The following is a 12,405-nucleotide window of genomic DNA, read 5'->3' as shown; positions in this document are numbered from 1 at the left end:
AGTTGCGATCGCGACAAGGCTGCGGAGGTTGAGAGAGATCCGTTAACCTCGACGACCAAAATGAGGCGAAATGCGACCCGATCCGGTATCCGACGCAGTGATCTTCACGCCGGTTTAGGAGCGTATCGGCCATGGCAGGCTTTCTGGCTGACATGGCGAGTGCACGATCTTGTCGAACTTCCTTTCCTCCCTAGGCGCATTGGCTACCGGCCTCGCGATCACCCTCTCCATGCTCGCTCCGGCGCAGGCGATCGAAGGCAGGCCCGATCCGAAGGCGGCGAGCTCGGTCTGCGATAGCGACGATGACGCTCCGACCGACGCCTTCGGCTTCACCGACGGCTCCGGCATCGCCGATCTCGGCCGCGGCAGCCTCGGCCTGACGCTCAATGCCGATGGCGGCGTCCGCCGCGGCCGCTCTCTGGGCCGCGGCGCGATGCTGCAGGGCTCCTATGGCTTGCTGCCCTGCCTGGAAGTCAGCCCCTATCTGCTCGGTGGCACGACACGCTCGCAGATCGAGCGCCAGGGGCTCAAGGACAAAGCCTATGGCGGCGGCTTCGAGGCGCGCTATCGCCTGCTCAACCATGGCCGGCACGGCTTCGGCCTGACCATGGGCATCGATGCCGGGCTCGAGCGCAACGAGAGCCATGGCGAGGGCCGCTTCTCGACCTACAACACCACCATGCGCGTGCTGGCCGACAAGGTCCTCATCCCCGGCACGCTCCATGCCGCCTTCAACCTCTCGCACAACCTGATCTGGTCTGGCCCCTCGCCGCATGAACGGGCCTCCACTTTCACCATCGGCGGCGCGCTCGCCTGGCAGGTCGTCGAGGATGTCTATCTCAGCGGCGAAGTGCGCCATATGCGCCAGCACGACACGCTCGGCTTCGGCAAGCTCGCCGGGCACGCCACTTTCGTCGGCCCGGGCATCTACTGGCAGGCGACCGACCAGCTCGCCATCTCGCTAGCCTACAACGTCCAGGTCTATGGCGAGGAGAGAGGCCAGCCCGGCCGGCTCGACCTGACCAATTTCAGCCGCCACCTCGTGCAGATGGATATCGGCTGGACTTTCTGACAGGCCGGCCCGATTTCACGGGCCACACGCGCTGGCGGGAGACGAGCCCCGCGCCGGGTCGCGGAGCGCATGGTCGTGCCGTGGACGAAAGAACGGCACGCCACCGCCCGGCGTGGCGGTCCCGGACTGGACAAGCGGCGTCGTACGGGTCTCGATGACGCCGTTCCCCTCGCGGCGGCCCGCCGCGGCCGGGTCTGCGACGCCCAAGCCAAGGGGATTGCCGGCTCCCATGACCAGCCCAGACATTCGCGAGACCAGCGCGCTGACGCCGCGCCAGCAGCAGATCCTGGCGATCGTCCAACAGGTCGGCTTCAGCACCATCGAGACGCTCGCCGAGCGCTTCGGCGTTTCCGCCCAGACGGTGCGCCGGGACATCATCCAATTGCAGGCCGGCAATTACCTGCAACGCTTCCATGGCGGCGCCGGTCTCGCCACGGGCGGCTTTCGCTCGGCCTATGCCCAGAAGCTGACGGTCTCGCCGCAAGGCAAGCAGCGCATCGCTACAGCCGTCGCCGGGATCGTACCGGCCGGCGCCTCGATCTTTCTCGATGTCGGCACGACGGTCGAGGCCGTAGCGCGAGCCCTTGTCGGCAAGCCCGACCTGCGGATCGTCACCGCCAGCGTCTCGGTTGCGCAGATCCTATGCCAGCACGGCGTTTTCGACGTGGCTGTCACCGGCGGCAGCACCCGCGGCGCCAATGGCTCTCTGGTCGGCGAGGCAGCGGTCGCCTGCATCATGGGCTTACGCTTCGACTATGCCGTGCTGGGATTTGGCGGCTTCGACGATGATGGCGCGCCGATGGATTTCGACCTCGAGAAGATCGCTGTCCGCCAGGCCGCGATCAGCCGTGCCGGCATGGTCCTCGGCGTGGCGGACAGCTCCAAATTCGACCAGACGGGCACGGCGCGGATCGCCGATCCCAGGGCGTTCGGCATGATCGTCACCGACGCCGAGCCGCCGGCGCGCCTGTGCGCCGCCTGGCAACGCACGGGTATCCACTGGCTGGTCACGTGAAGCCTTGCTTAGCCGGCCAATTTTGATCAGGATGTAAGAAATCTTACATGCGCCCGATCAACGGAGCGCTGCACTCCAGGGAGGTTGCCATGCTGCGCGCCAAGATCGCGTCACTTTGCCTGATCGCGCTCGGCTTCGGCCTGGCCAGCCCGGCACAGGCTCAGAATTGCCCCAATCGCGGCACGCTCGATGCCCGCTATTGCGACGCCGATGGCGATCTGCTCGCCGACATCCCGGCCGACAAGGCGCGGCAGAAGGATCCCGACACGCTGATCTTCTCCTATACGCCGGTCGAGGACCCGTCGGTTTACGAGAACGTCTTCGCCGACTTCCTGGCCCATCTCACCAAGGTCACCGGCAAGAAGGTCAAATGGTTCGGCGCCGAATCCTATGCGGCGCAGGTCGAGGCGATGCGCTCCGGCCGCCTGCATATCGCCGGCGTCGCCAGCGGGCCGACGCCCTTCGCGGTCAATCTCGCCGGCTTCCGGCCGATCGTGGCGATGGAAAAGCATGACAACTCGATCGGCTACACCCTGCAGCTGATCGTGCCGAAGGGCAGCCCGATCCAGTCGATCGCCGACCTCAAGGGCAAGCGCGTCGCCCATGTCGCGCCCTCCTCGAATTCCGGCGACACCGCGCCGCGCATCCTGTTCAAGGAAAAGGGCATCGTGCCCGGCAAGGACTACGAGGTCCTCTATTCCGGCAAGCATGACAATTCGATCATGGGCGTGGTCAACAAGGACTATGACGCCGCCCCCATCGCCTCCAGCGTGCTCGAGCGCATGGCCGATCGCGGCATGTTCAAGCGCGACGACGTCCGCATCGTCTACGAATCCGCGCCCTTCCCGCGCACCGCCTTCGGCATCGCCCATGACCTCAACCCGGAGCTCCAGGCCAAGATCAAGGAAGCCTTCCTCTCCTTCGACTTCCTGAAGTCCGGGCTCGCCAAGGAGTTTAAGGACACCAAGGGCTTCAAGGAGCTGAGCTACAAGGCCGCCTGGTCGGACATCATCGTCATCCAGCGCGAGAGCGGCATCAGCTATACTCAGGACGGCCTGGCCAAGCTGAAGGGCGACTGATGTCTCAAGGCTTCCATGCGGCGGCTGGCGGCGTCTCGCCGCTCCTCGCCGTCGAAGGGCTGACCAAGGTCTACCCGACCGGCAAGAAGGCGCTCGGCGGCATCGACGTGGTGATCGACCGGCCGCAGCTCGTCGCGGTGATCGGCTCCTCCGGCGCCGGCAAGAGCACCTTCATCCGCTGCATCAACCGGCTGGTCGAACCGACGGCCGGGCGCATCCTCCTCAACGGCGAGGACATCGTCGCGCTCGACCGCAAGGGCCTGCGCGCCGCCCGGCGCCGCATCGGCATGATCTTTCAGGAATACAACCTGGTCGAGCGGCTGAGCGTGATGCAGAACGTGCTCTCCGGGCGGCTCGGCTATGTCGGGCTCCTCGCCTCGCTGCGCTGGCGCTTTCCGCCGGAGGACATCCAGGCCGCCTTCGCCCTGCTCGACCGCGTCGGGCTCGACGGCTATCACAACCAGCGCGCCGATGCGCTCTCCGGCGGCCAGCGCCAGCGTGTCGGCATCGCCCGCGCTCTGATGCAGCGGCCGGACCTGCTTCTGCTCGACGAGCCGACCGCGAGCCTCGACCCCAAGACCTCGCGCCAGATCATGCGGCTGGTGCGCGAGCTCGTCGCCGAGCGCCAGACGCCGGCGATCATCAACATCCACGACGTCGCCCTCGCCCGCGCCTATGCCGACCGGATCATTGGCCTGCGCGACGGCATCGTCGTCTTCGACGCCGAGGCTTCGGCGCTCACCGAAGCGGCGCTGACCGAGATCTACGGCGCCGAGGACTGGGCTCCCGCACCGAGCGAGGATGATGACGAACCCGCGCTGATCGGCATGCGGCCGTGAGCGCTCCGGCTTCCAGCTACCCGAGCCAGTGGCGCGCGCCGAGCATCTTCGGCAGCCCGGGGCGCCGCCTCGCCTTCTGGCTCGCGCTCGCGGCCTATCTCACCTGGTCTCTGTCGACGCTAAACGTCGATACGGCCCGCATCCTCGCCGGCCTGCCGCGGGCCTGGAACATCCTGGAGCGGATGGTCCCGCCGGATTTCAGCCGCTGGCAGCTCTTGCTCACCGGCATGGTCGAGAGCGTGCAGATCGCCATCGCCGCGACCATCGTCGGCGCGGTGCTCTCGATCCCGATCGGCATCGCCGCCGCGGCCAATCTCTCGCCGCGCCCGCTCTATCTCGCGGCGCGCGGGCTGATCGTGGTCGGCCGGACCTTCCACGAGGTCATCATCGCAATCTTCTTCGTCAAGCTCTTCGGCTTCGGCCCGGTCGCCGGGCTGCTGACGCTCGCCTTCTCCTCGGCGATCTTCCTCGGCAAGATGCTGGCCGAGGACATCGAGAACATGAAGCCCGGCCCGGTCGAGGCGATCCGGGCGACCGGCGCCAGCTTCGGCCAGATCTTCGGCTACGCCGTGGTGCCGCAGGTCCTGGTCAAGACGCTGGGCGTGCTGATCTACCGGCTCGATTCCAATCTGCGCCATTCGACCGTGATCGGCATCGTCGGCGCCGGCGGCATCGGCCAGACCCTCTCGGCCTCGTTCTCGCGCTATGATTTCGACTTCGCCAGCGCCATCCTTTTGACCATCGCCGCCATGGTCGCCTTCGGCGAATGGTTCAGCGACTGGGCACGGCGGAGACTGAGATGACCGTGCATCAGCCCGAGCCGCGCGGCACGCCGGTGCCGGCCCGCCTCTACCCCGACAGCTGGGAGCGCTATTCGTTCAAGGAGCGCCTCGTCCACTGGCTCTGGCTCGGCGGCATCGCGTTCGCCGCCGCCTGGTCGGTCTCGGCGCTCGACATCGAATGGGCCTTCTTCGCCGATGCACATGAGCAGGCGGCCGACCTGATCGCACGCATGTGGCCGCCACGCTGGTCCTATTTCCCGCGCATCATCCAGCCGCTGATCGAGACGCTGCATATCGCGACGCTCGGCACGATGATCGCGGTGGTCTTCGCGCTGCCCGTCGCCTTCCTGGCGGCGCGCAACACCACGCTGAACCATGGCACCTGGCTGATCGGCCGCGCCATGCTGGTGCTCTCGCGCTCGATCAACACGGTGATCTGGGGCCTGCTCTTCGTCGCCATCTTCGGTCCGGGTCCGGTCGCCGGCATCTGTGCGGTGGCGGCGCGCTCGGTCGGCTTCATCGCCAAGCTCGTCGCCGAGGCGATCGAGGAGGTCGACGCCGGTCAGATCGAGGCGGTCGAGGCCTCCGGCGCCCGCACCTTCCAGGTCTATGCGGTGGCGATCCTGCCGCAGATCCTGCCCGTTCTGATCGGCACGACGATCTATCGCTGGGACATCAATGTCCGGGAATCCAGCGTGCTCGGCTTCGTCGGCGCCGGCGGCATCGGCCTCCTGCTCTATGCCTCGATCAACCAGTTCGCCTGGTCGCAGGCCATCGTCATCCTGATCGCCATCCTCGGCATCGTCATCATCAGCGAAGCGCTCTCCGCCTATGTCCGTTCACGCATCGTCTGAGCGGCGCAGCCTCACCGATTTCCCGGCCGGCATCGGCGCTCTGGCCTCGCGCTATGACGGCTTCCTGCTCGACCAATGGGGCGTTCTGCATGATGGTAGCGCACCCTATCCGAAAGCGCTCTCCTGTCTCGAGCGCATCCGGCAGGCCGGCAAGACGGTGATCATCCTCTCGAATTCAGGCAAGCCCGGCAGCGAGAACGAGGCGACGCTGGCGCGGCTGGGCTTCCCCCGCGCACTCTACGATCACGTCGTCTCGGCCGGGGACGATGCGCGCGACGCTCTGATGGCGGGCGGCGAGCCGGCCTATCGCGAGCCTGGCCGCAACTGCCTGCTGCTGGTGCGGCCGGGCGAGGAGCGCCTCGCCGACGGCCTCGGGCTGACGCCGACCGACGATCCGGACGCCGCCGATTTCATCCTGCTGATGAGCATGGAACCGCCGGCCCAGTCCGTCGCCGGCTGGCAGCCCCTGCTCGCACGCGCCGCCACCCGCGGCATCCCGATGATCTGCGCCAATCCCGACCGCCACCGCGTCCACGCCGATGGCCGTCTCCACGAGGCTCCGGGCCTCGTCGCCCAAGCCTATGAGGCGATGGGCGGGACGGTGCATTATCACGGCAAGCCGCATGCGCGGATCTACCGGACCTGCCTGCGCCTGTCGGGCATCCCTGCCGCGCGCCTGCTGGCGATCGGCGACTCGCTCGAGCACGACGTCGCCGGCGCGGCGGCAGCCGGTATCGACGCCGCCTTCATCGCCGGTGGCATCCACCGCGGCGCGCTGCGTTGGACGGCGGCCGGCGAGGTCGAGCCCGAGAGCTGCCGGCGCCTGTTCGCGCGCGAAGGACTGGCGCCGCAATTCGCGCTGCCCTGGTTCCAGTGGGATTGAAGCCGGAACGCCGGAGCGTCGCAGGGATCTCGCCCGGCCAGAAACGCCTCACCCCCGACGCAAGGCGCCGGGGGTGCGATCACCGCCTATACGATGGCCGGGAATGCGCTGACGCTCAGCTCTTCAGCTTGGCGTTGCACTGGCTCCAGTAGCCGCCGCCCTTCTCGATCCATTTCAGCTCGCCATTGGCGTTCGCCGCCTTGTTGGCGTTGTACTGGTCGGCGCAGGTCTTGAGGCGTGCCTTGCCGGCCGTCTCGTTGCTGTATTTCGGCGCGACCGCCTTCGGGAACACCGCAGCCTTGGCCTTGCCTGCAGGCTTGGCCGGAGCGCTCGCCGGCGCGGCGGCGGGCGTCTCGGTCACGGCGGCGGCGGCATCGGCCTCGCCGGCGTCGTCATCGCCACATTGCGCCTTGCGGAAATCGTTCCATTTCTGGCCCTTCAGCGTATTCGCCTTCTTCGCCTCCTGATATTTCGCGCTGCATTCCTTCATCGTCAGCGCCGAGGCGGGCGCAGTCATTAGGCCTGCGGCCAGGCAGGCGAGCGCAGTCGAAAGAACGAGGTTTCTCATGGGAAGTCTCCTGCGGGCGATGAGTCGCACTCACCAGCGCGAGATTAAGCCGCGATGCCTCATCCTGTCATCGCCATGCAGGAACTTCCACGCCCCCGATGCGTTCCCAACGCCACACTATTTCGGGAGCGTCAGATGAACCGGCCTGCTGTCTTCGTCACCGCCTTGAGCCTCGCATTAGGCCTGGCGGCCTGCAACACTGTCGAGCAGCGCGTCGGTGGCGCCGCGGTCGGCGCCGGCACCGGCGCGGTCGTCGCGGGACCGGTCGGTGCGGTCGTCGGCGGAGCGGCCGGCGCGATCAGCGCTCCCACCGTCGTCCGCACCACCAGGCGCGCCACGCGCTGATCCCTGATCGCGCTGACGCCGCCCTTTTCTGCCCTTTCGAACGGAACCCTGCCGTCGCTGCCTCGTTTCGAGAGGGAGCCCTGCAAATGGAGTTTCAAGTGATGGACAGCGACAAGCGTATGCCACCTGACGTGCCGCGCAGCGCCGGCGAGGCGAGGGACGAGATCGAGCGCGCCGCCAACGGCGTCGCCGAGCGGGCGAGCGAGCTGGCCAGCCGTGCAGCCGACACCGTCAAGGGCGGCTATGAGCGGGCTCGCGACAAGGTCGCCGAGATCGATCCGCGCGAGAGCCTGCGCGATGCCGGGCGCTATGTTCAGGAAACCGGCGAGGCCGCGGTCGAGACGGTCGAGCGTCATCCCCTGGCGGCCTTCGCGCTCGGCGCAGTCAGCGTCGGCCTGATCGCCTGGGCGATGACCGCGCGTCGCTCGACGCGCTGGCAGCCGGATACGAGCGGCTGGAGCCGGACGCTGCGCGATTATGGCGACGACGCCTTGCGGGCCGGCCGCGAGCTGCTCGGCACTGGCCGCCAGCAGCTCGACCAGAGCCGCGACTACCTGGCCCGGGGCCGCGACTATGTCGACAGCGGACGCGACTATGCCCGCGAAGGCGGCCGGATGCTGGTGCAGCGCAGCGAGCGCGAGCCGCTCGCGGCGGTGCTCGGCGTTGGCATCGCGCTCTATGTGCTGGGCTCGCTCTTCACCAGCAGCAGCAACACGCCCCAGCCCGCGAAGCGGCGAACGGCCAAGCGCTGACGACAGAGGCGAGGCCAGGAACGGGCGCGGGGGTCAGCCCTTGCGCCCGGACTTGTCCTTGCCGGCTTTCTCGACCGCCGGCTTGCCGGACCGCACGATCGACGTGATTGCCAGGCTCGGCTTGCCGGATTTTTCGGCGATCACGCGATCCTGCTCGATGATCGCGTCACGCGCCGGCTCGTCGCCGTCGAGCCCGCCCAGGAGGATGCTCGGCACCCGCCGGTTCGAGGTGCGCGAGCCATCTTCGTAGAGCACGTCGAACATGACGAATTCTGCATCGAGCGGCTTCGATTTCTTGCGGGACATACCAGATCCTGTTCGTCGGTTGGACGCTCGGCAGTCTCGACGCCTCGGGACTTCCTTGACGCGCCGGAACTTCCTTGACGCGCATGGGCGCGGATCCGCGACTGCGGGCGGTCAGCAGGGCAAGCGAGCGATCACCCAGCGAGGTAGAGGCCATTGACCCACAAGGCAAGTCCTGAAGGCATGACGCAGCGCCCGCTTGCCCATGCGGCAGCGCTGGGAGCATAACTGCCCGGCTCGCAGTCGCAGGCAGTCGCAGGAAGAATGCCATGGAATTTCGGCCCGATATCGGCACGCTTTCGCCGACGCTGCGCGAGCATCTGGCACCCGGCAACCTGCTGCGCGCCGGCATCAACCTTTCGAACTTCCTGCTCGTATCGAGCCGCGGGCCGGGCGGCGAGCCGCAGGGTGTTTCGCCCGATCTGGCGCGCGCATTGGCCGATCATCTCGGGACCGGCCTGCGCCATGTCCCCTATGCCAATCCCGGCCTGCTCGCGGATGCGGCGCTCCGCGACGAATGGGATGTCGGGCTGATCGGCGCCGAACCGCAGCGGGCCGAGACGATCGGCTTCACACCGGCTTATGCCGAGATCGAGGCGACCTATCTCGTCCGGGACGCCTCGCCGCTGCGTCAAATCTCCGATGTCGACGCCGATGGCGTGCGTATCGCCGTGACCGGCCGCGCCGCCTACGGGCTCTGGCTCGACCGGCATATCCGCAAGGCGACGCTGATCCGCTCCGGCACGCTCGACGAGGCGGCCGTCGACTTCGTCGCGCAGAAGCTCGAAGCCCTGGCCGGCCTGCGGCCGCGCCTGATCTCCGACCGTGCCGCAATCCCCGGCACACGCCTGCTCGACGGCCATTTCATGACCGTGCAGCAGGCGATCGGCGTGCCCCGGCCGAAGGCCGAGGCGGTGGACTATCTCACCCGCTTCGTCGAAGCGGCGAAAGCCTCGGGCTTCATCGCCGCGCTGATCCGCAAGCACGGCGTCGATGGGCTCAGCGTCGCGCCCTGAGGCTCAGGCGCCGGTGCCGTCCGTTCCGGCGCCGCAGACCAGCGCGCAGACCTTGCTGCCGGGCTCCGGAACGAAGCGCTTCGATTGCAGCGCCGCGGCCGCAGCCGCCCCGGACAGGTCGGCTGCGATGCCGAACTCGAACCAGAGCGAGCGGGCCGCCTGCTCCATCTCCTCGTCGCTGACCAGCACGACTTCGTCGACATTGCGGGCGGCCGCCTCGTAGATCGCCTGGTCGGTCTGGCGGCAGGACATGGTGGCGACGCGGGTTTCGAGCTTGTCGAGCGTCACCAGCTTGCCTGCGGCGAGGCAGGCATGCAGGGTCGGCGAGCCATAAGGCTCGATGCCGATGATGCGGGTCTTCGGCCGGAGCGCCTTCACCGCGGTCGAGAGGCCAGTGATCAGGCCGCCGCCACCGATGGCCACGAGAATGACGTCGACCTCCGGCATCTCGTCGAGGATATCGAGGCCGAGCGTGCCCTGACCTGCGACCACCACCGGGTCGCTGAAGGGGTGGGCATAGGTCGCGCCGGTCTTCTGGGCATGGGCGAGCGCCGCGGCATTGGCGTCGTCCCAGACCGCGCCGACGATCTCGACATCGGCGCCCCATTTCCTGAGCTTGGCGACCTTGTCGGCAACGACATTGGACGGCAGGAAGATCTTGGCCTTGGCGCCGAGCACATGGGCCGAGCGGGCGATGGCGAGGCCGTGATTACCGCCAGAGGCGGTGACGACGCCGGCCTTGAGCTGCTCGGGCGAGAGCGTCAGCAGGCGGTTCATCGCGCCGCGCCCCTTGAACGAGCCCGCCGCCTGCAGCAATTCGAGCTTCAGCGTGACCCCGCCGCCGAAATCCTCGCCCGTGCTGGTCTGCGCATAGGGCAGCAGCGGCGTCTTGCGGATATGCGGCGCGATGCGCCAGCGCGCATCCTGGATGTCTTCGAGGCTGATCACGACAGCGTCCCCCGGTAAGGCGCCGCGACGATCAGGCAGCAATTGCCCGGTTTGACCCGGCCCGGCTGACGCCGGCCATAGAGGATGCCATCGGCGGCATAGTGCAAGGTTTCGGGCGGGCGCGTCGGATCCCAGGTGCAGTGGATCCGCCCGGCCGGCTGGCCGGCGCTGACCTTCTCGCCATTGGCGTGGAAGGGCTCGAAGACGCCGTCCGCGGTGGCGTAGACATAGGCGGCCGTGCCCGGCAGTTCGAGCACCTGGCCGTCGCCGCGCCGCGGCTCGCGCTTTTCGAGCGCGACGATGCCGAGATGGTCGAGGACATTGGCGACGCCGCGCCGGCAGACCTTCAGCGCCTCGAGCGAGACCGTGCCGGCCCCGGCCATTTCGGTGCCGACCGTGACGAGCCCGTTACGGCAGGCGGCGGCGGTGGCGGTACGCGGCTCGCCGAGATTGGAGATCACCACCGTCATCGGCGCATCGAAGGCCTGCACCGCCGCGACATTGCGCTTGTGCAGGGCCGGATCGTCGGTCGGCTCGACGATCGCGCTCGGGATGATGTCGAGCGAGGAGCCGCCGGAATGCAGGTCGAGGAAGGCGTCGCCGAGCGGCATGATCTGGTCGTTGACGAAGGCCGAGATCTGCTGGGTGATGGTGCCGCGCGGATCGCCCGGGAAAGTGCGGTTGAAGTTCAGCCCGTCGACCGGCGAGGTGCGCTGTCCGGCGATCACCGCATGGACGTTGTTGGCCGGCATCAGAATGAGCCGACCCTGCACTCTCCCGGGATCGAGATCGCGGATCAGCTCGCAGATCGCGATCGGCCCCTCATATTCGTCGCCATGATTGCCGCCTTCGAGGATCGCGGTCGGTCCCTCGCCGTTCTTGATCACCGCGACCGGGATGCGCGTCGCGCCCCAGGCGTCGTCATGCGGCGAATGCGGGATCATCAGGAAGCCGACCTGCTTGCCGTTCTTCTCGGGATCGACGGTGAGGAAGGCTGAGGACGGGCGCGGGGCGGTCTTCTGGCGGGAACTGGTCATGGCGGGGCTCGCAGACGCGAAGGGGCGATCAGGGCCGGCCGGGCCCCGTGCTATCGCCGGAAAAGAAAGGAGGCCAGGCACGACGTGCCTGGCCGGAAGAAAGGTGGCTGCTCAGAGGGTCGGCAGCGGATCCATCGGCATGTCCAGATACTTCTTGTGCAGCCGGTCGAGCTCGCCGTTCAGGCTGTTGAAGAAGATGAAGCCGTCGAGCCAGCGCACCAGATTGTGCTGGTCCATCTGCACGCCCATATGGGCCGGGCTGCGGCGGATGGTGAACTTGCGCTCGAATTCCTTGTTCGGGTTCTGCTTGGCGAGCGCCTGGGCGACGATCGAGTTGGTCGCGAGCAGATCGGCCTGGCCGGTGATGTAGGCGGCCGCCGCAGTGGCGTCATCCTCGGTGCGCATCACGTTCGCCTTCGGGGCGGCTTCGGTGATGGCGAGTTCCTGCGTCGTGCCCTTGGCGGCGGCGATGCGGGCCGAGCCGAGCGTCGCTGCGCTGTTCACCGTCGAGGACTTCGGCCCGTAGACCGCAAGGAAGGTGTTGGCGTAGGGCGCGGTGAACTGGATCTGGCGGGCGCGCTCGGGCGACAGGCCCATCACCGAGATGACGATGTCGACCTTGTCGGTGAGCAGGAACGGAATGCGGTTGGCGCCGGTGATCTGCTGCATTTCGAGCTTCACGCCGAGGCCCTTGGCGACCATCTCGGCGAGCTCGATGTCGAAGCCGATCGGCTTGCGGTTGGCGTCCTGCGAGCCGAAGGGCGGCGCATCGAGCGGCACGCCGATGCGAACCACGCCCTTGGACAGGATGTCCTGGAGCTTGTCGGCGCGGGCTTCCGCGGCACCGAAGGCGGCGATGGCCATGGCCGCCAGACCTGCAAACAGCTTACGCATGTGTTTTCTCCCCTCGTG

The 12,405-nt window shown here is 67.8% G+C and carries 15 protein-coding genes; 10 read left to right on the top strand and 5 right to left on the bottom strand.

Features of this window, described 5'->3' with window-relative positions:
- Positions 1-169: 169 nt before the first annotated feature.
- From AC3RCC_RS05255 to AC3RCC_RS05225, 7 genes are all read left to right on the top strand, one after another.
- Positions 170-1,072 carry a DUF6662 family protein gene (locus AC3RCC_RS05255; RefSeq protein WP_492257825.1) on the top strand — a complete coding sequence of 301 codons (903 nt, stop codon included), beginning with the start codon at positions 170-172 and terminating at the stop codon, positions 1,070-1,072.
- A gap of 229 nt (positions 1,073-1,301) precedes the next feature.
- A complete protein-coding gene (locus AC3RCC_RS05250; protein ID WP_492257824.1) occupies positions 1,302-2,087 on the top strand; it encodes a DeoR/GlpR family DNA-binding transcription regulator in 786 nt (261 codons plus the stop codon).
- 47 nt (positions 2,088-2,134) lie between these two features.
- Positions 2,135-3,166 (top strand): phosphate/phosphite/phosphonate ABC transporter substrate-binding protein, encoded by a 1,032-nt coding sequence (gene phnD / locus AC3RCC_RS05245; RefSeq protein ID WP_291641741.1) that lies wholly within the window; start codon positions 2,135-2,137, stop codon positions 3,164-3,166.
- Positions 3,166-4,005 (top strand): phosphonate ABC transporter ATP-binding protein, encoded by an 840-nt coding sequence (gene phnC / locus AC3RCC_RS05240; protein WP_291641742.1) that lies wholly within the window; start codon positions 3,166-3,168, stop codon positions 4,003-4,005. The genes phnD and phnC overlap by 1 nt, the downstream gene beginning before the upstream one ends.
- Complete coding sequence (phnE, locus tag AC3RCC_RS05235; RefSeq protein ID WP_291641743.1) at positions 4,002-4,808, top strand: phosphonate ABC transporter, permease protein PhnE; 807 nt, start codon at positions 4,002-4,004, stop codon at positions 4,806-4,808. Before phnC ends, phnE (AC3RCC_RS05235) begins: the two co-directional genes overlap by 4 nt.
- Entirely contained in the window at positions 4,805-5,641 is an 837-nt protein-coding gene (gene phnE, locus AC3RCC_RS05230; protein WP_492257823.1) for a phosphonate ABC transporter, permease protein PhnE, read from the top strand. The genes phnE (AC3RCC_RS05235) and phnE (AC3RCC_RS05230) overlap by 4 nt, the downstream gene beginning before the upstream one ends.
- A complete protein-coding gene (locus tag AC3RCC_RS05225; protein ID WP_291641745.1) occupies positions 5,619-6,524 on the top strand; it encodes a TIGR01459 family HAD-type hydrolase in 906 nt (301 codons plus the stop codon). The genes phnE (AC3RCC_RS05230) and AC3RCC_RS05225 overlap by 23 nt, the downstream gene beginning before the upstream one ends.
- A gap of 115 nt (positions 6,525-6,639) precedes the next feature.
- On the opposite strand, the gene AC3RCC_RS05220 is transcribed toward AC3RCC_RS05225, so the two are convergent.
- Positions 6,640-7,092, bottom strand: coding sequence for a hypothetical protein (locus AC3RCC_RS05220; RefSeq protein WP_291641748.1), 453 nt, complete (start codon positions 7,090-7,092; stop codon positions 6,640-6,642).
- A 135-nt stretch (positions 7,093-7,227) separates the two neighbouring features.
- On the opposite strand from AC3RCC_RS05220, the gene AC3RCC_RS05215 reads away from it, so the two are divergent.
- Positions 7,228-7,437, top strand: coding sequence for a hypothetical protein (locus tag AC3RCC_RS05215; protein ID WP_291641750.1), 210 nt, complete (start codon positions 7,228-7,230; stop codon positions 7,435-7,437).
- A 101-nt stretch (positions 7,438-7,538) separates the two neighbouring features.
- Positions 7,539-8,189, top strand: coding sequence for a hypothetical protein (locus tag AC3RCC_RS05210; RefSeq protein WP_492257822.1), 651 nt, complete (start codon positions 7,539-7,541; stop codon positions 8,187-8,189).
- Positions 8,190-8,222: 33 nt separating this feature from the next.
- Here AC3RCC_RS05210 and AC3RCC_RS05205 read toward each other — a convergent pair whose 3' ends face one another.
- On the bottom strand, positions 8,223-8,495 hold the full coding sequence (locus AC3RCC_RS05205) for a hypothetical protein (RefSeq protein ID WP_492257821.1): 273 nt from the start codon (positions 8,493-8,495) through the stop codon (positions 8,223-8,225).
- Between the two features lie 266 nt (positions 8,496-8,761).
- Between AC3RCC_RS05205 and AC3RCC_RS05200 the strand changes: the two genes are divergently transcribed.
- A complete protein-coding gene (locus AC3RCC_RS05200) occupies positions 8,762-9,508 on the top strand; it encodes a transporter substrate-binding domain-containing protein (RefSeq protein WP_492257820.1) in 747 nt (248 codons plus the stop codon).
- Positions 9,509-9,511: 3 nt separating this feature from the next.
- Here AC3RCC_RS05200 and AC3RCC_RS05195 read toward each other — a convergent pair whose 3' ends face one another.
- The 3 genes from AC3RCC_RS05195 to AC3RCC_RS05185 all read right to left on the bottom strand — a co-directional run bounded on the left by AC3RCC_RS05195 (position 9,512) and on the right by AC3RCC_RS05185 (position 12,387).
- The gene (locus AC3RCC_RS05195; protein WP_291649357.1) at positions 9,512-10,456 is read right to left on the bottom strand and encodes a threonine ammonia-lyase; all 945 of its coding nucleotides are present in this window, start codon (positions 10,454-10,456) and stop codon (positions 9,512-9,514) included.
- Positions 10,453-11,493, bottom strand: coding sequence for a succinylglutamate desuccinylase/aspartoacylase family protein (locus AC3RCC_RS05190; RefSeq protein ID WP_492257819.1), 1,041 nt, complete (start codon positions 11,491-11,493; stop codon positions 10,453-10,455). Before AC3RCC_RS05190 ends, AC3RCC_RS05195 begins: the two co-directional genes overlap by 4 nt.
- A 111-nt stretch (positions 11,494-11,604) precedes the next feature.
- The gene (locus AC3RCC_RS05185) at positions 11,605-12,387 is read right to left on the bottom strand and encodes a transporter substrate-binding domain-containing protein (protein ID WP_492257818.1); all 783 of its coding nucleotides are present in this window, start codon (positions 12,385-12,387) and stop codon (positions 11,605-11,607) included.
- Positions 12,388-12,405 lie beyond the last annotated feature (18 nt).

This window comes from Allobosea sp. GW823-FHT01F03 (assembly GCF_058798075.1).
The sequence above is the reverse complement of the archived record's forward strand: the minus strand, read 5'-3'. Positions and strand labels throughout refer to the sequence as shown.

Coding starts and splice junctions, on each gene's coding strand:
- AC3RCC_RS05250 (WP_492257824.1), top strand. CDS start 1,302: ATGACCAGCCCAGACATTCGCGAGACCAGCGCGCTGACGCCGCGCCAG.
- phnD (WP_291641741.1), top strand. CDS start 2,135: ATGCGCCCGATCAACGGAGCGCTGCACTCCAGGGAGGTTGCCATGCTG.
- phnC (WP_291641742.1), top strand. CDS start 3,166: ATGTCTCAAGGCTTCCATGCGGCGGCTGGCGGCGTCTCGCCGCTCCTC.
- phnE (WP_492257823.1), top strand. CDS start 4,805: ATGACCGTGCATCAGCCCGAGCCGCGCGGCACGCCGGTGCCGGCCCGC.
- AC3RCC_RS05225 (WP_291641745.1), top strand. CDS start 5,619: ATGTCCGTTCACGCATCGTCTGAGCGGCGCAGCCTCACCGATTTCCCG.
- AC3RCC_RS05220 (WP_291641748.1), bottom strand. CDS start 7,092: ATGAGAAACCTCGTTCTTTCGACTGCGCTCGCCTGCCTGGCCGCAGGC.
- AC3RCC_RS05215 (WP_291641750.1), top strand. CDS start 7,228: ATGAACCGGCCTGCTGTCTTCGTCACCGCCTTGAGCCTCGCATTAGGC.
- AC3RCC_RS05210 (WP_492257822.1), top strand. CDS start 7,539: ATGGACAGCGACAAGCGTATGCCACCTGACGTGCCGCGCAGCGCCGGC.
- AC3RCC_RS05205 (WP_492257821.1), bottom strand. CDS start 8,495: ATGTCCCGCAAGAAATCGAAGCCGCTCGATGCAGAATTCGTCATGTTC.
- AC3RCC_RS05200 (WP_492257820.1), top strand. CDS start 8,762: ATGGAATTTCGGCCCGATATCGGCACGCTTTCGCCGACGCTGCGCGAG.
- AC3RCC_RS05190 (WP_492257819.1), bottom strand. CDS start 11,493: ATGACCAGTTCCCGCCAGAAGACCGCCCCGCGCCCGTCCTCAGCCTTC.
- AC3RCC_RS05185 (WP_492257818.1), bottom strand. CDS start 12,387: ATGCGTAAGCTGTTTGCAGGTCTGGCGGCCATGGCCATCGCCGCCTTC.